The following is a 22,337-nucleotide window of genomic DNA, read 5'->3' as shown; positions in this document are numbered from 1 at the left end:
TGATTGCTGAAAAGAGATCGAAAAGACCCATGACCGACATTTCCAGATTTATCAATATTGGCGAACGGACCAACGTCGCCGGATCGCTGAAATTCAAGAAGCTGATCGTCGAGGAAGATTACGATGCAGCGGTTGAGATTGCCCGTCAGCAGGTCGAAAATGGCGCGCAGATCATCGACATCAACATGGATGATGCGATGCTTGATGCCGAAACGGCGATGGTCAAGTTCATCAACCTGGTTGCGGCTGAGCCTGACATCGCGCGTGTGCCGATCATGGTCGACAGTTCCAAATGGAACGTGATTGAGGCTGGTCTGAAATGCCTGCAGGGCAAGGGGATCGTCAACTCGATCAGTCTGAAGGAAGGCGAAGAACCCTTCATCGCACAGGCCAAGATGTTGCGCCGCTATGGTGCAGCGGTTGTCGTCATGGCCTTTGACGAAAAAGGCCAGGCCGACACGGTTGATCGCAAGTTCGAGATTTGCAAACGCAGCTATGACGTGCTGGTCGAAAAGGTCGGTTTCCCGCCTGAGGACATCATTTTCGATCCAAATATCTTCGCCGTCGCAACCGGCATCGAAGAACACGACAACTATGCTGTCGACTTCATCGAAGCCTGCAAGCTGATCAAAAAAAACCTGCCATACGCCAAGATCTCAGGCGGGGTTTCCAACGTTTCCTTCTCGTTCCGGGGCAACAACCCGGTCCGCGAGGCCATGCATTCGGTGTTCCTCTATCATGCCATCCAGGCGGGACTGGATATGGGTATCGTTAATGCCGGTCAGCTGGTTGTTTACGAAGAAATTCCCGAAGAACTGCGTGAACGTGTTGAAGACGTCATTCTGAACCGTCGTTCGGATGCGACTGATCGTTTGCTTGAAGTTGCCGAGAAATACAAAGGTACCGGTGGACCAGAGAAAAAGGCGGATCTGGAATGGCGTAAAAAGCCGGTCAATGAACGTCTGGCCCATGCGCTGATTAACGGTATTGCCGAATATGTCGAGGAAGATACCGAAGAAGCCCGTCAGCAGGCCGACAAGCCGCTTCATGTGATTGAAGGTCCGTTGATGGATGGCATGAACATTGTTGGTGACCTGTTTGGCGCCGGTAAGATGTTCCTGCCGCAGGTGGTAAAATCCGCCCGTGTGATGAAAAAGGCGGTCGCCTATCTGATTCCCTTCATCGAAGAGGAAAAAGACGGCAAGCACGAAACCAATGGCAAGATCTTGCTGGCGACGGTCAAGGGCGATGTTCATGACATTGGCAAGAACATTGTGGGTGTCGTTCTGCAATGTAACAACTTCGAGGTCATTGACCTTGGGGTGATGGTGCCGACCCAGAAAATCATCGAAACCGCCAAGGCGGAAAATGTCGACATGATCGGTTTGTCGGGACTGATTACGCCGTCGCTTGAAGAGATGACCTATGTCGCAGCCGAAATGGAACGCCAGGAGCTTGATATCCCGCTTCTGATTGGCGGCGCGACAACGTCGAAAGTGCATACTGCGGTTAAAATCGCGCCGAACTATCTGAAGTCTTCGGTGGTTTATGTGATTGATGCGTCGCGCGCAGTGGGTGTGGCCAGCAATCTGCTTTCAAAAACCAACGGCGAACGTTTTGCCGAGGAAATTCGCAACGAATATGTTGCGATGGCTGAAAAGCATGCCGCACAGCAACTGCAGAAAAAGCGTTTCTCAATTGTTGATGCGCGTGCCAACAAGGTTCAGCTCGACTGGGAGAACTTCGAAGCACCGGTTCCGCTCAAACCCGGCATCACCCTGTTTGAAGAGTTTGATCTTGAAGAACTGGTGTCACGCTTTGACTGGAAACCGTTCTTCGAGACTTGGGAACTTCATGGGCGTTTCCCTGACATCCTGAAGGATGAAAAGGTCGGCGAAACGGCGCGTAGCCTTTATGCGGACGCGCAGGAAATGCTTAAAAAAATCGTTGCCGAAAAATGGTTCAAGCCCAAAGCAGTTGTCGGTCTGTGGCCGGCCAACTCGGTAGGTGATGATATCGAAGTGACTCCGGCGCCAGAGAAGAATGAGCCGGTGATGCTCCATACCCTGCGCCAGCAGATGTATCGCGAGAACAACAAGCGTCCGAACCGCGCTTTGGCCGACTATATCGCGCCAAAAGACAGCGGCAAGACCGACTATATCGGCGCCTTTGTTGTTACCGCCGGGCCAGAAGTCGAAGAAATCTCTGGCAAGCTTGAAGCCGAGCATGATGATTATAATGCCATCCTGGTCAAGGCTCTTGGCGACCGCTTCGCCGAGGCCTTTGCCGAGCATATGCACGAAAAAGTTCGTAAAGAGCTTTGGGGCTATGCGCCGGATGAGGCGCTTGGCAATGATGATCTGATTGCCGAAAAGTATCGCGGTATCCGTCCGGCACCGGGCTATCCGGCCTGCCCGGAACATACCGAGAAAGGCATTCTCTGGGATCTTTTGGATGCAGAGAAGAATGTTGGTGTGTCACTGACTGAAAGCTATGCCATGACGCCAACCTCTTCGGTGAGCGGTTTTTACTTTGCCAACCCGGATGCCAAGTATTTCGGTCTTGGCAAGATCGAACGCGATCAGGTGGAAAGCTATGCCGATCGCAAAGGCATGACCTTGGCCGAGGCGGAACGTTGGCTTGCCCCGAATTTGAATTACGATCCGCGTCAGGCGAGATAACCGCCTGTCCGGTCGCAATGAAAAGCCCCGCAGACTGCACTCTGCGGGGCTTTTTTTATGGGCATGTGCTGAACGGCTCTAGTGCGTGGCGTGACAAAACTTGCCGCGCTCGGTAATGCCAACGATCACGATGGCAATCAGCCCCAACACAAAGTAACCAGCCAAAAGCGGGATCACAGTACCATTGAACTGCTGGCCGATGATGCCGCCGGCAATCACGCCAATCAGTGTGCTGTAAACACCGATCATCGAGGACGCGGTGCCAGCAATTGCACCGACCGGTTCCATGGCCAATGAATTGAAGTTTGGCATGGTCAACGAGAAGCAAAACAGGATCGTGGTCAGTCCGATGCCAAACAACAGCAATGGCGGTTGCCCATCAAACCAGATTGCAATCAGAACATTGATCAGGCTGCTGGCGGTCATGATGAACAAGGCGATATGCGATATCTTGTGCATCCCGATCTTGCGCACTAGGCGCGCATTGACGAATGACGAGAAACTCATGCAGGCGGCAATCATTCCAAAGACCAGCGGGAACCAGACACCAAGGCCGTATACTTCGGTTTCAAAGACTTGTTGCGCAGATCCGATATAGGCCATCAGGCAGGCGAACATCATGCCCATTGCCGAGGCATAACCAAATGTCTGACGATTGGTGACAGTGGTTTTGATGTCGCGACCGATACGCGGCAAAGAAAGTCTGTGTCGATATTCCGGGTGCAGTGTTTCGGGCATGCGCAGCAGATACCAGCACACAATCGCAATCGCGAGGACGAGCGTGCTGACAAAGATCATGTGCCAATCCGCGAGCGCAAGGATAAGGCTGCCCGATGCCGGTGCAAACACCGGCAAAATGATGAAGACCATCATGACAAACGACATGACGCGCGCCATTTCACGTCCTGCAAAGCAGTCGCGTGTGATTGCCATGGTCAGTACCCTTGGTGCAGCAGCACCAAGCCCCTGAACAAAACGCGCAATAAGAAGATGTTCATAGCTATTGGCAAAGATCGCCATCACAGTGCCGACGCAATAGATGCCAAGGCCAGCAATAAGCGTGGGGCGGCGGCCAAAGCTGTCGGCAAGTGGGCCATAAACAATCTGCATCAGGCCAAATGCGATCATGAAGACATAAATCAGCATCTGCATGCGATTGCCGTCCTCAATGCCGAAATCTTCTGCAATCGGGCCAAAGGCCGGCAAAAGGTTATCAATCGACAGGGCAACAAGGCCGATTGTGATCGCCATCAGACAGATGAATTCAACAAGTCCGGGCAACGGGCGAGCTGCCTGCGTACCCGTTGGTCGAGGGTCATTCATTATTTTTGGTTCCGTTGAGAACGGTTGGTGGCGGCATTGCTCTTACGCGATATGCGCAGAATGGTGCATTTCGTGCGTTTTTGGCAATGACGGTTTTCTTAAACGGGATCGCGGCATTGTGGGGCGCTGAATCCAAGTCACTTGTTTTTGCATATCCACCCCGATCAATCAATGGGCGTCAGCAATGCGAAAATAACCGTGGTGGTACTTGTCTTTACCCTTTATTCGCAGGAAAAGCTGATCCTATGATCACTCCAAATCCCGCATCGCCAACCCTGGTATAGTTGAAATGGCTGAAAAGCTTCTGAAATCGAACATTTTTCTGAACCGTCTGCGCCGCATCGTCAAAAGCGAACAGCTGGTTCTGTCGATTTTGGCTTTGCTGGTCGGGGCATTGGCCGGGGGCGGGACGATCCTGTTTCGTGATGGGTTGTTGTTCATACAGTCGCTGTTTTTCGGAACTGCCGAAGAAGACCTTCATCGTCATCTAAGCGAAATCCCCGTCTGGCAACTTATTCTTGCACCGACAGTCGGTGGTCTGATCGTCGGTGTTTTCATCTATAAGTTTCTGCCCGACAAGCGCCCCCATGGAGTTGCCGATGTGATTGACGCGGCATCATTCCATGATGCGCGTATGTCGACCCGTTGCGGGATCAAAAGTGCAATTGCCAGTGCGCTATCGCTGGGCAGTGGTGCGTCGCTTGGTCGTGAAGGGCCGGTCGTCCATATGGGGGCGTCGTTCGGGGCGTGGCTTGCACGGATACTTCATTTGCGGCGTTCGGCGTCACGAACGCTGTTGGGCTGTGGCGTGGCTTCAGCGGTGGCCGCATCGTTTAACGCGCCGCTGGCCGGTGCATTGTTTGCGCACGAAGTGGCACTTGGCCACTATGCCTTGACGGCATTTGCACCGATTGTGCTGGCATCCGTGACCGGCACAGTCATTACGCGCATCTATTTCGGAGACGAGGTCGCCTTTCTTATTCCCGGTCATGAGATTCAATCATTCTGGGAATTTCCGGCCTTTGCTTTGTTGGGGATTATTGCCGGTATTGCCGCCGTTCTGGTCGTGCGTGCCATTCCGGTCGTGCAGAAGACCGCAAATCGAACCAATGCTCCACTTTGGCTGCGGCCAGCGGTGGCTGGTCTGGTTGTCGGTCTGGTTGCTTTGATCTTTCCGCAAATTGTTGGCGTTGGTTACGGGGCGATGAACGACGCGCTCAATGAAAGCTATAACCTGACGTTCCTGTTTGGGTTGCTGCTTGCCAAGGGTTTTGTGGTGTCTGTGTGTATGGGGCTCGGCTTTGCAGGCGGCATGTTCAGTCCGGCCCTTTTCCTTGGTGCTATGTTGGGCGGCGCTTTCGGAATTATCGCGACCAGTGCTTTTCCCGAACTGTCTTCAGGGTATTCGGCTTACACCCTTGTGGGAATGGGGGCGGTGGCGGCAGCTGTGCTTGGCGCGCCGATCTCAACGACGCTGATCATTTTTGAGTTGACCGGGGACTACGCCCTCACGGTGGCCGTGATGGTGGCGTCTGTTCTGGCGTCCGTTGTGATGGATCAGTTCCAGGGTGGGTCATTTTTCCAGTGGCAGTTGAAATGCCGCGGTTTGTCGACCCGTTGGGGGCGGGAAGTCAATTTGCTGCGCACGATCAAGGTCGCCGAGATCATGAAGCGCGAATATGAAACAGTCCCGCTGACAGAAGGGCTGACCACCGTGCGCGAAAAACTGATCAACGCGCCATATTCCGAACTGTTCGTGATTGACGATCAGGGCAAGTTGCATGGCACGATCACGCTGACGGACTTGCGCCACGCCGCATTTGACCCCAATCTTGGCGACGAAGTCACGGCCGGCGAGGTCGCACGTTCAAAGCCGCCGGTGTTGTATCGTACAGACAGTATCGAAAAAGCCATCAAACTGATGGAGCAAACAGGCGAGGAACATTTGCCCGTTCTTAACAGTGCCGAAGAACGCCATATCATCGGCTTCGTGCATGAAAAGGACGCGATGATGGCCTACAACAATGCCTTGCTTGAACTGCAAAGCGAAGAGCGCGGTGATGCGCCGCCCAAACTGTTCTAGTGGGCGATCCGCGACGAAAAAGAGCAGCGCTATACCGCGCTGCTCCGTTCAAGGTGTCAAGGCCTGCCTAATCAGGCGGCCAATGCGGGTTGCTGTCGTGCTGGTTGACCAGACATGACTTGGGCTGCAACCCGACTATCAAGGCCGGCAACGTTTTCCGGAAGGTCAGCTGCAGCCTGTTGAGCTGCATCATCAATTTCCAGCCGTTCGTTGCGTTTCTCGATCTCGGCTTTTTCGTCACGTTTCTCGTCCTTTGTTGGCGGACTCAAACTGTCACGAAGGGCGGATTTGAATTCTTCCTCGGCATCCTGCTCAGCAGTTGCAGGATCGTCATTGGCCGGATCAGAATTTGACGAGAAGACTCCATTGGAGGCCTTTTCACCGGAAGTGGCATCCTTGCTTTGGTCCGCAACATTCGCCATTGCGTCGGCAAAGGATGTCGACCCGCTTCCGGTTGTTTGCATTTCCAGCATGACCGCCTGCACCGAGTCAGACAAATCGCTGAACTTGGTGCCATAAAAGGTCGGTTGTGCAGATTTGCTGCTTTGTGGTGTTGCGCTAAATGCGCTGTATTTGTCGATACCTTCGGGTCCACCATCCTTAGATACTGAAGTTTTGGGCGACGATATCGGAAGCCCAAACCCCAATCCAAGAAGACTGTTCATGAAAAATATCCTTCTTCATGGATATACACAGCACCACGCCAAACAAAAGGCGAAGCTTTTGCAAGGCGTGACGCGAACCGGAAAAATTCATGCAACTTCAAGACCATTGGCACTTTTCCAAATGTCTGCTGATCTCATCAGCCTTGCATTCAGCAGAAAATCTTTGGTGTGGCGATTTTATCTGTCTTGAGCGGCATAATTTACCCATTATCCAACAGGTTATAACCTGCCACCCCTAACGGACGATCGGATAGGTGCAAGGTGACGCGCAATATGCCTATGATACAGACAGCATGAATGATGCCGGGTTCGGAGGCCTTTAATGCACCTTCATCTGATTGGGGGCGCGCGTCCCAACTTCATGAAAATCGCACCGCTATGGCATGCGTTGCGTGGGCACCTGATAATCCGGCCGGTATTTGTTCACACCGGTCAGCACGCCGATGCAGTTATGACCAGTGACATCTGGCGTGATCTTGAACTTCCGAAGCCCGATCATGTTCTGGGTTGGAAAACGAGCGAAACCCGTGATCCGATTGCAAAGATGAAGCAGGCCTACGAGGCACTTTGCCATGATCACAGGCCTGACATGGTTTTGGTGGTAGGGGATGTGAATTCATCGCTGGCAGCGGCGATGGTTGCAGCTGAAATGCGAACTCCCATCGTGCATCTTGAAGCGGGGCTGAGATGTTTTGATCCCGCCATGCCAGAGGAGCAAAACCGTATCGCCATTGATCACAGGGCGGATCTGTTGCTGACCCCGTCGATGGATGCGGATGACAATTTACGGGCCGAGGGGATCGCGCCAAACCGCATCAAGCTGGTGGGCAATATCATGGCCGATACACTGTCGATGATGGACGCGCAAATTGAAAAGGCGGATACAGTCGGCAAAACCGGGCTGAAAAAGCGGCGCTATGTCCTTGCCACTATACACCGCCAAAGCAATGTCGATGATACCGCTGGTTTGAGGCAGATATGCGAGGCGCTGGTTGAACTTGCGAGGAGCGAAGAGGTCTGTTTCGTCCTTCATCCGCGCACCGAACAACGTCTTGATGCATTGGGTTTGAATAACGAGCTGACCGCAGCAGGCGTTCGGTTGTTGCCGCCGATGGGCTATGTCGGGTTTGCCAGTTTGATGCGTGATGCCGGTGTGGTTGTCACAGACTCTGGCGGGGTACAGGAAGAAACCAGCCTTCTTGGTGTTCTATGCCTGACGTTGCGCAAATCGACCGAACGTCCAATCACCATCACGCAGGGAACCAATCGGCTTGTCGCGGTTGATCAGCTAACCGAGGCCGTCACGTCTGCGCTTCACGCTTCTGGCAATCGCACCCGTGTTCCTGCCAAAATTCCGTTATGGGATGGCAACACTTCTCCTCGTGTCGTGAAGGAACTTGAAGCCTTTCTGGGTTGCTAAGCTGGTTGGTGAAAACGTTGGCGCGAAAGGCTTGGTTTAAGCCTGCGATGTGGTGCAGAATGTAAAAATCGACGGGGCAATATGGAACGACACTGGCCCCGTTCGCACAGCGTGATATATATGCGGTCATGATGGATGATCCCTTCGAAATTGATGAATTCGCAGCCAGCCCTGAAATGCGTCTGGCCGATACACCGACCCCGGCATATCTCGACAATCTGAATGCCGAGCAGCGCGATGCTGTCGAAACGCTTGATGGACCTTTGCTGGTTCTGGCGGGGGCAGGCACCGGAAAAACGCGCGTTTTGACCACGCGTCTGGCGCATCTTCTGGAAACCAAGGCGCAGAGCGAACGCCTGCATCCCCAGCAGATCTTAGCTGTGACCTTTACCAACCGTGCGGCAAAGGAAATGCAGGAACGTGTCGCTCAGGCGCTTGGGCGTCCTGTTGAAGGCTGGTGGTTGGGAACCTTCCATTCGCTTTCGGCGCGCCTGTTGCGCCGCCATGCGGAACTGATCGGGCTGCAATCAAACTTCACCATCCTTGATAGCGATGATCAGGTCCGGCTGCTCAAGCAGATCATGGATGCCGAACAGATCGATCCGAAAAAATGGCCAGCCAAGCAACTGATGGGCATCATTCAGCGCTGGAAGGACAAGGGCCTGACGCCCGAACGGGTCAATGAAAGTGTCGAGTTCGCCAATGGCGGGGCCAAGCACCTGTATAAGATTTATCAGGAACGCCTCAAGGTCCTGAATGCATGCGACTTTGGGGATCTTTTGCTGCATTGCCTGACCCTGTTCCAGCAGCATCCGGAAGTTCTGAAGCAGTATCAGAATACCTTCCGCTATATTCTGGTCGACGAGTATCAGGACACCAACGTGGCCCAGTATCTGTGGCTGCGCGCAATGGCGATGGTTCATCGCAATATCTGCTGTGTTGGTGATGATGATCAGGCGATCTATAGCTGGCGCGGGGCCGAAGTTGGCAATATCTTGCGCTTTGAGTCTGATTTCCCGGGCGCGAAAGTCGTTCGTCTTGAGCAGAATTATCGCTCCACGCCGCATATTCTGGCCGCGGCATCCAAACTGATCACGTTTAACGACGGACGTTTGGGCAAGCAGCTTTGGACGGAAATCGATAGTGGCGAAAAGGTCTTTGTTAAAGGTGTTTGGGACGGTGAAGCAGAGGCGCGCCTGATCGGTGAAGATATCGAAGCCCTGCAAAGCAAGGGTGTTGGTGCATCGCAGATCGCCATTCTTGTGCGTGCCGGTTTCCAGACCCGTGAGTTTGAAGAACGGCTGATCACGCTTGGTATCCCTTATCGGGTTGTTGGCGGCCCACGCTTCTACGAGCGTCAGGAAATCCGTGATGCGCTTGCCTATATCAGACTTGTTGCGCAGCCCAATGACAGTCTGGCGTTTGAGCGCATCGTCAATGTGCCCAAGCGCGGGGTGGGCAAGGCAACGCTTCAAACCCTGCATCAATATTCGCGTGATCAGGCGATCTCGCTTCCGGATGCGGCGCGTGATCTTATTGATACCGAGGAACTCAAGCCCAAGATGCGCCAAAGCATCGGTGGGCTTTTGGCTGATTTCAAACGCTGGCGCGAGATGCTTGGCAACAGCAGCCATGTCGAAGTCGTTGAAACCGTTCTGGATGAAAGCGGCTATAGCGACATGTGGCGGACATCAAAGGAAATTGATGCGCCCGGCCGTCTGGAAAACCTGAAAGAACTGGTGTCTGCAATTGGCGAGTTCGAGAACCTGACCAGCTTCCTGGAACATGTTTCACTGGTGATGGAAAACGCGCAGAACGATCATGAGGAAAAAGTCACCATCATGACCCTGCACGCCGCCAAGGGACTTGAGTTCGATTACGTTTTCCTGCCCGGTTGGGAAGAGGGCGTCTTTCCCCATCAACGCGCAATGGATGAAAGCGGGGTCAAGGGCCTCGAGGAAGAACGTCGTCTGGCTTATGTCGGGATTACCAGGGCGCGTAAACGTGCGACCATTTGTTATGCAGCCAATCGGCGCATCTATAACCAGTGGCAATCGGCCCTGCCATCGCGCTTTGTCGATGAATTGCCTGATGAGCATATCGAACGCAGCAGTGACACCAGCCTTGGCGGGCATGGTGGCAATCATTCGCCCGGTGCGTGGGGTGCTGATGACTGGATGAAGATGCCAAGTTGGGCCAGCGACAATACCCCGTCGCGCAATCCGGTATCCGGTTCCGGGGAGCGCAAATTCGCATCCAGTGGTTGGCAGGATCGCGTACGCAAGAACGTGATTGATGTGAAGCCGGATGGTGAAGCCAGCTATTCCACCAATTCGAAATCGTCGAAATACAAGGTGGGTGATACGGTGCGCCATCGTAAGTTCGGCTCAGGCACCGTGCGGGCTGTCGATGGCAATAAGCTGGAGATCCAGTTTGAAAGTGTCGGCATGAAGAAAGTGGTCGACAGCTTTATCCTGCCGGGGTAAGCCCCGGGCAACATTTTCGGATGACCGATTTAACCGGGCAGGGCACATTCGCCGCCCACACAAGCGAGAAGCGATATGACTGAACCCGTTCTTTGCTACAACTTTCAGTTCGAAGTTGATAGCGCCTATGCGCAAGTCTTTGCCGATGCGCTGTTTGATTATTGCGATGCGCTTTCGCATTTCGAACGTGATGGTGATCCGGCAGCACCTTGGCGGGTTGAGGGGTTCGCTAGCGAGATGTTTGACAAGGGCGCTGTCGAAACGGCGGTTTCGATCATGGCATCCGCTGTCGGGATCAAGACACCAACCGTGACATTTGGTACCTATGAGCCAAAAGACTGGGTTGGTGAAAACCTGCGCAGCTTCAAGCCGATCTCGGTTGGGCGGTTCTTTGTTCATGGCTCGCACTGGGAAGAGGAACTCCCGGTATCAAAAACTGCTTTGCAGGTCGACGCCGGTCTGGCGTTCGGGTCTGGTGAACATCAGACCACCAAAGGCTGTCTTGCTGCCATTGACTGGTTGGCGAAACGCGGACCGCGTCAGAATGCGCTTGATATGGGCTGCGGGTCGGGCATTTTGGGCATGGCATGTGCCAAAACCTGGCGCTGCCCGGTGATGATGGCTGATATTGATGCGGCATCCGTTCGCGTGGCGCGTGAAAATGCCAAAACCAACAAGGTTGCCGATCTTGTCACCGCCATTCATTCGAACGGTTTTCAGGATTCCCGTATCCGCGATGCCGGTTATTACGACATCGTTTGTGCAAACATTCTTGCCCGTCCGTTGCGCGGCATGGCGCATGACCTGACCAATACGCTCTCGGAAGATGGCGTTGTGATCCTTTCAGGGCTTTTGGCACATCAGGAACAGTTCGTATTGTCTGCCTACCGTGAAGTTGGCTTGTCTCTGGTCAACCGTTTTAAGGTGGAAAACTGGACAACGCTGGTCGTCGGCTAATCTGACCTCTTTGAAAACGAGCTTTTGACGGCTGCCTGTCGCATTCGACGGGCAGCCGTTTTTTATTTCGGCTCCAACTTGTCTTTCGAGCGCCTCAGACCTTCGATTCGCGACGAAAATGGATGTTGGTGGGAAAAATTTCGGCCCCACCAGAAAATCTCCCGCGTTTTTCAATCATTGGTTTTGTGCTTTTCCCGTGAACTACCAAGGGAAACTGCTGTTGTTAAATCTGAGAACTGCTTCTTCACCTTTTGCGTATATTGCAATAAGCAATACTTACGGATAGGTTTATTCTATTCGGTTGTAGGGATGTGCCTCAGAAAGGGAGCTGAGTGATTGAGCGAACTCGAACACCGCATTCTCGTTGTCGATGACGAGCCACCAATCCGCAAATTGCTTTCGCGCATTCTCGAGCGTGCGGGGTTTGATGTGGTCGTTGCATCGGACGGCCTTGAGGCGCTTGCGCAAGTGCGTAGCGATGCGTCTCTTCGACTGGTCGTCTCAGATCTTCGCATGCCCAATTGCAGCGGACTTGAATTCGTCAAACGGGCTATCAATGAATACAAGCGCGATTTTGAGTTCATTCTATTGACCGGGGACGGTGACAAGTCTGATGCGGTTACCGCTTTGCGCCTTGGCGTACGGGAATTCCTTGATAAACCGATTGAACGTGCGGATCTGGAACGCGCTGTCCTTGATGCGCAGGCGCGATTACTGGAACGCGATCAGGAAGGTGAACGGGTTCGCAAACTTGAACTTGAGAATATCAGTCAGTCAAAAAACCTTGATGACATGAGTCGCAAGCTGGGCGGTGCCGAACAGGAAATGATCGACCGGCTCAGCCTGATTTCCCAATACCGTGACATTGAAACCGCCGAGCATTGTGTGCGTGTCGGGCTTTATTCCCAATTGCTGGCCGAGATGGCAGGGCTGGACGAGAACGTCCAACGCATCATTCGGGTTGCCGGTATTTTGCATGACATCGGGAAGGTCGGGGTGCCCGATGAAGTGCTTCTCAAGGAAGGGAAACTGACCGAAGAGGAATTCAAGGTGATGCAACGCCATACCGAAATCGGTTTTGCGATGCTGAATTCATCCGATAACCCGGTTTTGGGCCAGGCTGCCATCATTGCACGGCACCATCACGAACATTGGGAAGGGTCTGGATACTGCACGGGCCTGTCAGGTGCGGACATCCCGATGGTCGCAAGGATTGTCTCGCTGGCAGACGTTTATGACGCCCTGCGTAGTTCGCGCCGCTACAAACCGCCTTACGGTCATCTGGATGCTGTCGAAATCATCACCAGAGGCGACATGCGCACATCACCTGAGATGTTTGATCCCATGCTTCTGGGACTTTTTGCCGAGCATCATGGCCGCTTTGAGAGCATCTATAAGAGCATGCCCGACCAGTTGGTCTGATTACGGAACAACACAGCCGATGCCAAAAAGATTAAATACCATTCTGAGCCGCACAAGAAACCGCATCGCGGACTTTATGCTGTTTGTGATGACTATCGGTGGTTTGCCCGCGCTGGTTTCCTCGGTTCTGCGTGAGGCCAGCCTGCGGTCCGTGGTGGTTGAGGTAATTCACCTTCTGGTGTTCCTTGCGGTCATCATCTGCCTTTTGATGCGCAAACGTTTGTCGACGCGAACCAAGTCCTTTGTGATTGTCGCCGCGATGACAAGCATGTCGTTGCTTTACATCGTAAAGTTTTCACCTGCCAGCGGCATGGCAATGATGATTGTTGCAACGGTGATCGTGGCCCTGTTCTGTTCGCTTGCGGTAACCATTCGATACGGGGTGTTCTGCTTTCTGGCGATCGTCGGTGTCGGTGCGATGCGGATTTTCGAGCTGGATGGCGGGTTGATTACGGATAGCGGCTCTGTTCCGCATACGTTGCCGGTCTGGGGCTCTGCGCTGTTTGGGTACATCTGGATGACCGCGTCCATTGTGGTTGGTGTGGTCTGGATGCGTCAGGCGCTCTTGCAAACCAGTATGGATCAACTGCGTTCGCAAAACGAATTGATGTCTGGCAAAAGGTTTCTGGAGCAAATCCGCGAGAGCGCATCGGAAGTTGCCAATCATTTCACGTCGCTTGATCGAATTGAGAACGCCTCATTCCGACCAACCTTGAAACGCTTTGCCAATCTGATGGATTGTCAGCGTGCAAGTCTCTGGCTCCAGAGAGATGATGGTGATGTGGAATGTGTTGGGTTGTTTGATGCCAACAATCCATCGGCCACGCATGAAGGTATGGTACTTCGGCGCTCGGTTTTACCGCGATATTTCGCGGCACTTGAGACCGGCCAAGTGGTGGATGCAGAAGATGCTGTGAAAGATCCGCGAACCTCGGAGCTAAAAGACGCATATCTTATTCCAATGAACGTCAAGGCGATCCTGGATGTTTCACTGATTTCGGCTGCTGGTCGAATGGGCATTCTATGTTTTGAATCGGTTGGGAAAACCAGAGCCTGGCGACCGGAAGAAATCGTCTTTGCCCATATGGCTGGTGCCTTGCTGGCTGCGGCAGCGGGTATGAAAAACGTCATGGAAGCCAATGACGAACTCAGCTTCTCGCGCCGACGGTTTGAGGCGGTTGCCAATTACACATATGGTTGGGAAAGCTGGATCGCACCTGACGGGAAACTGATCTGGGTGAATCCGGGGGTCGAACGTGTTCTGGGCTATTCAGTCGATGAATGCATTGTGCTTGAGGATTACCCGTTGTCATTGGTCGCGGCAGAGGATCGTGATCGCGTGCGCCACTATATCAACGAGGGGCTAGAGGGTCTTTCGGGAAGCGACCGTGAATTCACCGGGGTCCACAAGGATGGCCGCAAAGTCGGTATCGATATCTCCTGGCAACCAATTGCCGATAGCCAGGGCGGCAATCTGGGGATCAGGGTTAGTTGCCGCGATATAACGGAACGTATCCGGTATCGCCGCGATCTTGAGGTCGCCAAGGCAGATCTTGAAGCCAACCAGCGTCGTCTGCGCGCGCATTTCAATAACGCGAAGATCGGTGTCTTTTACTGGAAGCCTGACAGAACGATCATCGAGGTCAATGAAACGGCTTGCCAACTGTTTGGCTATAATGCCGATGAAATGGTCGGCAAGAAGCTCGAACTTCTTGTGCCGGAGGAAGACCGGGCACGCTTGCATACGTTGATCAAACGGATCATGGAAACCAAAGACAGCGTTAATAACAGGTTCGAGAATATCAGGCGTGACGGCAGCCGCATTATCTGTGAATGGTATGAAAGCCCGATCTTTGATGCGAATGGCGAGCTTGATTGTATCGCAAGTTTCGCCCTCGATGTAACAGAGCGTGAGCGCCATCAGGAAACACTGGAATCGATTTATCGCGGTATTCGTTTCCAGGTTGGTGAAGGCTTCTTTGAAAACCTGACCCAGGTTCTTTGCGAAACACTTGGTATGACATATTGCCACGTTGCTGAAATCGTTGGTGACCGTATTAAATCCGTTGCATACTATTCACCGGAAACCGGGCGCGGCGGTCTTGATTTCGCAATAGCTGGATCGGCCGGGGAACGCGTCATCAAAGATGGCGTTTTTGTCTGCCAGGACAATTTCAAAAGTGTGATGCCCGATGTGACACGGGTTACCGACATTGATGTTGTTGGTTATGTCGGGGCGACTCTTTACGGCAGCGAAGGTCAACCGATCGGTATTCTGGTGACAGTGTCAGACAAGCCGCTTGGGGACCCGCAATTGGCCAAGTCCATTGTCGAGGTCTTCGCATCGCGCGCATCCGCCGAACTTCAACGCCTGCAATCTGAACGCAAGCGTGAAAAACTTGAACAGCAGCTCCGCCATTCCCAACGTATGGAAACAATGGGTGTTCTGGCTGGTGGCATCGCGCACGATTTCAACAATATCCTGCAGCCGATCAGCGGTTATGCCGAGTTGCTCTATACCGACCTGCCCGAAGATTCGCCACTGCGTGAAGATGTTATGGAAATTCGTCAGGGCGCGGATCGCGCCCGTGACCTTGTTCGACAAATTCTGGCCTTTAGCCGGAACTCGGAAACGGAACGTTCGCCAGTTGATGTCGGGTCCATGATTAATGGCGCTGTCAGGTTTGCGCGCGGTTCCCTGCCGTCCAGTGTGTCCCTCAGGGTTGATCTGGCAGCGCAATCCATGACCGTCATGGGCAATGCCACACAACTTGATCAATGTCTGATGAACCTGATTACCAACGCATATCACGCCATTGGTGATCATGGTGAAATCTGTGTGAAGGCCAGCAGGTTCGAAGTCACCGAAGACAGTCTGGAAGTCCATCCGTTGTTATCAACCGGACACTATATCCAGATCAGTGTTCTTGATAACGGTGCCGGGATGGACCCGGAAACAGCCAAAAAAATATTCGATCCGTTCTTTACGACCAAGGAGCCCGGAAAGGGGACCGGACTTGGTCTGTCGACTGTGCATGGAATTATTTCCGGGCATAAAGGCGAAATCTCGGTCTATAGCCGTCTGGGGCAGGGGACGCGGTTTTCCATCCTGTTACCGGAACATGACCGTGAAGCCACAGACGAGAAACGCGATACACAAGGTTTGTTGGCCAGTTCTGGCGGGCATCTTGCCGTTGTCGATGACGAGGAAAAGAACCTCAAGCTTTGCGCGCGGATGTTGGGCCGGATCGGCTATTCCGTGGAAACCTTTAACGATGCAGCCACCGCCTTGGATGCCTTGAGCGCACCGGATGCTGATTTTGACGGGCTTCTGACGGATCAAACAATGCCCGGCATGACCGGTCACAAATTGATCGAAAAACTTCGCGAAGCGGGCAATGATATTCCTGTCGTCGTTATGACGGGATATGCCTCTGACGAAGTGACGGCCTCATTTGAGGCGCTTGGTGTTGCGCGCATCATGTCCAAGCCGCTTGATATCATTGAATTGCATGATGGCTTGGCGGCCGTGTTTGATGATGCCAGTAAAACCGAAAAGCCATCAAACTCCGCCGCTACGCCAGCAAAGGCGAAAGACAGCGCAGGTTTGAAACCGGTAGAGTAATCGGGCAAAGAATGTCGGGTTACCGCCCGCCTGAAACATCGACAATGCTGCCAGTAACATAGGACGCATCGTTCGAGATGAGCCAAAAGATACTTTGTGCGACTTCCTCGGGCTCACCGGCACGTCCGAGCGGGCACGCCGGGCCTAGTTCGGCAATTCGTTCTGGCCGGCCACCACTGGCGTGAATATCGGTTTCAATAATGCCCGGCCGCACGGCATTGACCCGAATGCCCATTGGGCCGAGTTCCTTGGCAAGACCTTTGGTAAGGGTGTCAATTGCGCCTTTTGATCCGGCATAGTCGATATATTCACCCGGTGATCCAAGTTTTGCCGCGACCGAAGAAACGTTGACGATGGCTGTTCCGGAATGAAGGGCCCGTGCAGCTTCGCGCGCGACCAGATAAGCACCGAGCACATTGGTATCAAACACGGTCTTCATGCGTTCAATATCCATGTCTGCCAGCGTACTTTGTGGGGCCACGATGCCAGCGTTATTAACGACGCCGTCAATGGAACCAAATCGGTCGCGAGCGGCTTGAAAAAGGGCGATGACGTCTTCCTCGTTTCGGACGTCGCATTTGCGGGCAATCACATTGCCGGTGACCCCGACCCGTTCACACATGGCACAGGTTTCATCTGCGCTTTCCTGATTGCCGACAAAACTGAAAGCGATGTTCCATCCCTTGGCTGCGAACAAGACGGCGGTGGCAAGTCCAATGCCACGCGACCCACCGGTGATCAGAACTGTCTTGGCCATTTCTACTCCGCATCATGACATGGTGTTCTGATCACTATGGCGTGCAGGGTCGGAGCCGGTCAAAAAGAAACGGCCCTGCTGTGGAGAAGCAGGGCCGTTTCAGAGGGAAAAAGACAAAAATGCCGCAAGGATCATGAACCGTGATCCTGCGCTTCGTCATTTGATATCAGACCAACCCGGGCGGGACTGATCCATTATTCCGTGTCTTGGGCGTCGTGCTGATCATATGGAATACGATCAGCGATGTCGTCTGCCAGATGGGCAGGGCCAGTATCAAGGCCGAGCGCTGCTTTTTGACCTAGGGTCAGGCGCTCAAGGCCGTCATAGGCCGTCTGGCGGCGACGAGATTGTATGACGCTCAAGGCAGTAATTGGAAAACGGATCACCGTTCATGGTCTCCAGCAAATTGACGTCCCGACGGGCCATCTTTTTGTCACGGGAATGTCATACGTTAACCTTTGGCTAATTTGCATTGCGAAGGTTGCAAGGCATTCATACGCCGGATGCATGCACAGGTGTTTCCGGGATGAAAAATGACGTAGCATAGTGCTGATAGCTTTGGTGCTTGCGTGATATCGGTACTAACCCTTACATAAGTCGTACGTACCACCCACCCGATGCCCCACATGATTAAAGAGGACCTTCATGGCCATTTCCGGTGATGCTCAACTTGCCAAACTGCTTGAAGCCGCCAATGTCGACAAGGATGTCAGCGCTGTCATTGATCTGGTTGACGGTGTTCTGGCCGCCGCCGAAGGCAGTACGCGAGAAGACTGGATCGATCTGATCTGTCCATCCCCGGATGACGAATTGCGCGCCGAGTTGCTGGCACTTCGTGATGAACGCAAAAGGCTTTTCAAAATGGCCAAGGACGGTTTTGACTCAGCCCATCGGCTTGATGCATTGCGCAAATACCTTGCGGCCAAGGGTGTTGACGGGTTCGTCGTGCCGCGTGCGGACGAACATCAGGGCGAAAACGTTCCCGCGCGCGCCGAACGTCTGGCGTGGTTGACCGGCTTTACCGGTTCAGCCGGGGCGGCTGTTGTTCTGAGCGACAAGGCGGCGGTTTTTGTTGATGGACGCTATACCATTCAGGTGCGCCAGCAAGTTAACCGTGACCTGTTTGAATACCGCCATCTAGTAGAAGAGCCGGTGGTGGGATGGTTGCACGACAATCTGAAATCCGGGCAAAAACTGGCCTATGATCCTTGGCTGCATACCGTGCAACAGGCCACGCATCTGCGTTCTGCATGTGAAGCTGTCGGCGCGGAACTGGTTGCCATTGATACCAATCCAATAGATGCAATCTGGCATGCGCAACCGCACTTGCCGCTGGGGCCTGTCCGACCGCATCCGATGGAATATGCCGGGAAATCCAGTTTTGAAAAACGCACCCAGATTGCTGAAATCCTGTCGCGTATATCATGTGACAGTGCCATTTTGTCCGCACCTGACAGCATTGCGTGGCTTCTGAATATCCGTGGTGCCGATGTGCCGCAGACACCGCTTGCGCTTGGCTATGCAATCATTAATGGTGATGCATCGGTCGATCTTTTCATGGATGAACGCAAAATTGCTGCCGAAACCGTCGCATGGTTGTCGGGCGAAGCAAATCTGCGTGCGCCGGGGGAACTTGCAGACGCTTTGCGGTCGATGGGCAATCAATCGGTGCGGCTGGATGAAGCGACTGCTGCCGACTGGTTGCGGATGCAACTGGCTGAGGCGGGCGCAACCGTGCGCGTTGGGCGCGATCCGGTTGCTATTCCCAAGGCATGCAAGAACGACGTCGAGCTCGAAGGATCGCGCAAGGCGCACAAGCGCGACGGAGAAAAGATCATTCGGTATTTCAAATGGCTTGATGAAGCCGCAAGCGGTGGTGACATCGACGAACGTGCTGCTGCAGACATGTTGCTGTCGATGCGTGCCGAAGATCCGCTATTCCGTGATTCCAGTTTTGAAACCATTCCCGGCAGTGGACCGAACGGGGCGCTATGTCATTATCGGAATACCCCGGAAACCAACCGTAACCTGACGCCGGGCGAAATTTTCCTGATTGATTCCGGTGCGCAGTATCTTGATGGCACCACCGATATCACCCGAACGACCGTCATCGGCGAACCGACACAGGAACACCGTGACCGTTTTACCCGCGTGCTTAAGGGCCATATCGCCCTTGCCCGTGCCGTGTTCCCGGTGGGAACAACGGGTCAGCAGCTTGATACCTTGGCCCGCATGCCGCTTTGGGAGGCCGGGCTGGACTTTGACCATGGCACAGGCCACGGCGTTGGCAGTTATCTTGGTGTGCATGAAGGTCCGCAACGTATTTCCAAGGCGCCGAACAAGGTGCCACTAAAACAGGGCATGATCCTTTCGAACGAACCGGGCTTCTATAAGGAAGGCGAATACGGCATCCGGATCGAAAACCTGATTGCGGTAGCAGAAATTGACGCGCCAATCGGTGCGGACCGCAAGATGCTTGGCTTCGAAACGCTGACGTTCTCGCCGATTGAACGTAAGCTGATTGATCCCGAATTGATGAGCAGGGACGAGTTGCAGTGGCTTAACGATTACCACGCACAGGTCTATGCGATGTATGCCGATGATCTTGACGATGACCATCGGGAATGGCTGCAAAAGGCAACTGCACCGATCAAAAAGAAATCAGATTGATTTCACGCCACGGACTTGGCGCTGACAAACAGGGTCGAATGCCCTATTAAAGCGGCATTGGATCGATTCAAGAAAAGCGGTAAACCGCTTCTGAAAGCAGGAGGAATGTATGGCTGAAGTCGAAGCCCAGTGGATGGCTAACCCTGATCGCTATAACGACGAAAACTGGAACCGTTGTGGGCGCAGTGGATTGCTTCTGCCGAAAATCACACTTGGTCTGTGGCAGAATTTCGGTGGTGTGGACGTTTATGAAACCCAACGGGCGATGATCCGTCGCGCCTTTGATCGTGGCGTGTTCCATTTTGATCTTGCCAATAACTATGGCCCGCCGCCGGGTTCGGCCGAAGAAAACTTTGGCAAGGTTCTGTCCCAGGATCTCAAAAGCCATCGTGATGAACTGATCATTTCGACCAAGGCAGGTTACCGCATGTGGCCAGGACCGTTCGGGGAATGGGGATCGCGCAAATATCTGATTTCAAGCCTTGATCAAAGCCTGAAACGGATGGGGCTGGATTATGTCGATATCTTTTATTCCCACCGTGTCGATCCCAACACCCCGCTTGCCGAAACCATGGGCGCACTTGATCAGATCGTGCGGTCCGGCAAGGCGCTTTATGTTGGGATCTCGTCCTATTCACCGGAAATGACCCGCGAAGCGCATGCGATCCTTAAAGACATGGGAACACCATGTGTCATTCATCAGCCGTCTTATTCGATGGTTAATCGCTGGGTCGAGGATGGTTTGCTTGATACCCTTTCTGAGCTTGGCATGGGCTGTATTGCCTTTTCGCCGCTTGCCCAAGGGCTTCTGACCAACAAGTATCTGAACGGCGTGCCGGAAGACTCCCGTGCAGCACTCGAAGGATCTTTCCAGCCGGGAATGTTGTCGGATGAAAACCTTGATCGTGTTCGTGCCCTGAATGAAATCGCCAAACGCCGTGGTCAGACACTGGCTCAAATGGCGATTGCCTGGGTGCTGCGCCGTCCAGAGGTGACTTCTGCCCTGATCGGTGCACGCCATGTTCAGCAGCTTGATAACAGCCTTGATGCCCTTGATAACCTTGAATTCAGTGCAAAAGAACTGGCTGAGATCGACAAGTATGCAGGGGATGCGGGCATCAACCTTTGGCAAAAGTCTTCGGACAGTCAGGCACCTGTCTGATCCCGGCGCCACATATGATACCGAAAGCCCCGAGCGGACCATAATCCGTTCGGGGTTTTTGTTTGCAGCCGGCTGGGCATCTATTGATTGGCCATTGGGACCGTACCGGCAAGATCACGCAATGTATCGACCACGGCCTTGCCGCCCGCGCTGAGCGGGCGTTCCTGCAACCACGACAACATCACCTTGCGTGACAGTTGCGGATTTGTAATGCGCCGAGCCGTCAGCCGCCCGGTTGAGAGTTCCTGAACAAGCGAACTGCGCGGCAGGACAGTATGTCCGAGATTGCGGGTAACAAGATCAATCAGCACGCGAAGGGCGTCGGCCTCGACCACCGGGGTGAGAGGGCGACCGGCACGGAAAGCGGCTTCCTGCATCATGGCCCGCAATCCGTGTTTGTTGGTTGGCATGATCAGGGGCAGGGACAGAACATCTTCATATGCGATTTCAGTTTCCTGTTCGCCCACCTGTGATGGATGGGAAATCAAAAACAGGTCTTCGCGCCATAACGGTTCGGCATACAGGCTGCGTGAAATCATGCCATCGTGCAGAATCCCGATATCAATCCGTCCTGATAGCAATCCTTCCTGCACATCACCGGTCAGGTCTTCGGCAACCGTCACATTCAGGTCCGGATAGCGATCACGCAGGTTTTCAATCAGCGCCCCTGTTATGACGATCCCGGCACTTGGGGGGACGCCAACATGAACATGGCCGGTAACCTGGCTGCTTCGGGCCGATAAGTCCGCCTCAAGCCGGGCAAGGTCGGTCAGGATAACGCGTGCCCGTTCCGCAAGCATTTGCCCCGCTTCGGTCAGTTTGACGCCACGGCCGGTGCGTTCGAGAAGTTTCGTATCCAGTGATTCTTCAAGCAGATTAAGCTGCCGACTAAGCGCGGGCTGCGACAGGTTCAGGCGTTCAGCTGCGCGTGACAGACTTCCGAGTTCGGCGATATGCACAAAACTTCTAAGTTGTTTGATATCCATGTGTGGCGGTCCTGCGCGGGGAAACAGTAGTGGTGTCTCAATAAGATATAGCCAAAGCTGATATCTGATAGCAATTAATTCGAATTGAATAATGACAGCT

At 53.6% G+C, this 22,337-nt stretch carries 15 protein-coding genes; 10 read left to right on the top strand and 5 right to left on the bottom strand.

Annotated elements, in window-relative coordinates:
• Window positions 1-29: 29 nt before the first annotated feature.
• On the top strand, window positions 30-2,681 hold the full coding sequence (metH, locus tag AUQ43_RS10775; protein WP_084272063.1) for a methionine synthase: 2,652 nt from the start codon (window positions 30-32) through the stop codon (window positions 2,679-2,681).
• Between the two features lie 78 nt (window positions 2,682-2,759).
• Here metH and AUQ43_RS10770 read toward each other — a convergent pair whose 3' ends face one another.
• Complete coding sequence (locus AUQ43_RS10770) at window positions 2,760-4,004, bottom strand: multidrug effflux MFS transporter (protein WP_062956293.1); 1,245 nt, start codon at window positions 4,002-4,004, stop codon at window positions 2,760-2,762.
• A gap of 289 nt (window positions 4,005-4,293) precedes the next feature.
• Here AUQ43_RS10770 and AUQ43_RS10765 point away from each other — a divergent pair, with 289 nt between their 5' ends.
• Window positions 4,294-6,087, top strand: a complete 1,794-nt coding sequence (locus AUQ43_RS10765) for a chloride channel protein (protein ID WP_062956292.1) — start codon at window positions 4,294-4,296, stop codon at window positions 6,085-6,087.
• 71 nt (window positions 6,088-6,158) lie between these two features.
• On the opposite strand, the gene AUQ43_RS10760 is transcribed toward AUQ43_RS10765, so the two are convergent.
• Window positions 6,159-6,752: a hypothetical protein gene (locus AUQ43_RS10760; protein WP_062956291.1), complete on the bottom strand. Its 594-nt coding sequence runs from the start codon at window positions 6,750-6,752 to the stop codon at window positions 6,159-6,161.
• Between AUQ43_RS10760 and AUQ43_RS20285 the strand changes: the two genes are divergently transcribed.
• From AUQ43_RS20285 to AUQ43_RS10735, 6 genes are all read left to right on the top strand, one after another.
• Entirely contained in the window at window positions 6,751-6,942 is a 192-nt protein-coding gene (locus AUQ43_RS20285; RefSeq protein WP_114129800.1) for a hypothetical protein, read from the top strand. The two genes, AUQ43_RS10760 and AUQ43_RS20285, sit on opposite strands and share 2 nt — an antisense overlap.
• 132 nt (window positions 6,943-7,074) lie before the next feature.
• Window positions 7,075-8,172, top strand: a complete 1,098-nt coding sequence (wecB, locus tag AUQ43_RS10755) for a non-hydrolyzing UDP-N-acetylglucosamine 2-epimerase (RefSeq protein ID WP_062956290.1) — start codon at window positions 7,075-7,077, stop codon at window positions 8,170-8,172.
• Window positions 8,173-8,303: 131 nt separating this feature from the next.
• Window positions 8,304-10,658 carry an ATP-dependent helicase gene (locus AUQ43_RS10750; RefSeq protein ID WP_062956289.1) on the top strand — a complete coding sequence of 785 codons (2,355 nt, stop codon included), beginning with the start codon at window positions 8,304-8,306 and terminating at the stop codon, window positions 10,656-10,658.
• Window positions 10,659-10,733: 75 nt separating this feature from the next.
• Entirely contained in the window at window positions 10,734-11,615 is an 882-nt protein-coding gene (locus AUQ43_RS10745; RefSeq protein WP_062956288.1) for a 50S ribosomal protein L11 methyltransferase, read from the top strand.
• A 336-nt stretch (window positions 11,616-11,951) separates the two neighbouring features.
• A complete protein-coding gene (locus AUQ43_RS10740) occupies window positions 11,952-13,037 on the top strand; it encodes an HD domain-containing phosphohydrolase (RefSeq protein WP_062956287.1) in 1,086 nt (361 codons plus the stop codon).
• A 19-nt stretch (window positions 13,038-13,056) separates the two neighbouring features.
• Window positions 13,057-16,662 carry a PAS domain S-box protein gene (locus AUQ43_RS10735; RefSeq protein WP_181838536.1) on the top strand — a complete coding sequence of 1,202 codons (3,606 nt, stop codon included), beginning with the start codon at window positions 13,057-13,059 and terminating at the stop codon, window positions 16,660-16,662.
• 19 nt (window positions 16,663-16,681) lie between these two features.
• On the opposite strand, the gene AUQ43_RS10730 is transcribed toward AUQ43_RS10735, so the two are convergent.
• Both AUQ43_RS10730 and AUQ43_RS10725 read right to left on the bottom strand, forming a co-directional pair.
• A complete protein-coding gene (locus AUQ43_RS10730; protein WP_062956285.1) occupies window positions 16,682-17,419 on the bottom strand; it encodes an SDR family oxidoreductase in 738 nt (245 codons plus the stop codon).
• 194 nt (window positions 17,420-17,613) lie between these two features.
• Complete coding sequence (locus tag AUQ43_RS10725) at window positions 17,614-17,805, bottom strand: hypothetical protein (protein ID WP_062956284.1); 192 nt, start codon at window positions 17,803-17,805, stop codon at window positions 17,614-17,616.
• 259 nt (window positions 17,806-18,064) lie between these two features.
• Between AUQ43_RS10725 and AUQ43_RS20545 the strand changes: the two genes are divergently transcribed.
• Window positions 18,065-20,089, top strand: coding sequence for an aminopeptidase P family protein (locus tag AUQ43_RS20545; protein ID WP_062956283.1), 2,025 nt, complete (start codon window positions 18,065-18,067; stop codon window positions 20,087-20,089).
• A 109-nt stretch (window positions 20,090-20,198) separates the two neighbouring features.
• A complete protein-coding gene (gene mgrA / locus AUQ43_RS10715; protein ID WP_062956282.1) occupies window positions 20,199-21,251 on the top strand; it encodes an L-glyceraldehyde 3-phosphate reductase in 1,053 nt (350 codons plus the stop codon).
• 80 nt (window positions 21,252-21,331) lie between these two features.
• Here the strand turns inward: mgrA and AUQ43_RS10710 are convergent, their stop codons facing one another.
• A complete protein-coding gene (locus AUQ43_RS10710) occupies window positions 21,332-22,237 on the bottom strand; it encodes a LysR family transcriptional regulator (RefSeq protein WP_062956281.1) in 906 nt (301 codons plus the stop codon).
• Window positions 22,238-22,337 lie beyond the last annotated feature (100 nt).

The sequence above is a fragment of the Thalassospira sp. MCCC 1A01148 genome, from assembly GCF_001613795.1.
GTDB lineage: Bacteria > Pseudomonadota > Alphaproteobacteria > Rhodospirillales > Thalassospiraceae > Thalassospira.
The sequence above is the reverse complement of the archived record's forward strand: the minus strand, read 5'-3'. Positions and strand labels throughout refer to the sequence as shown.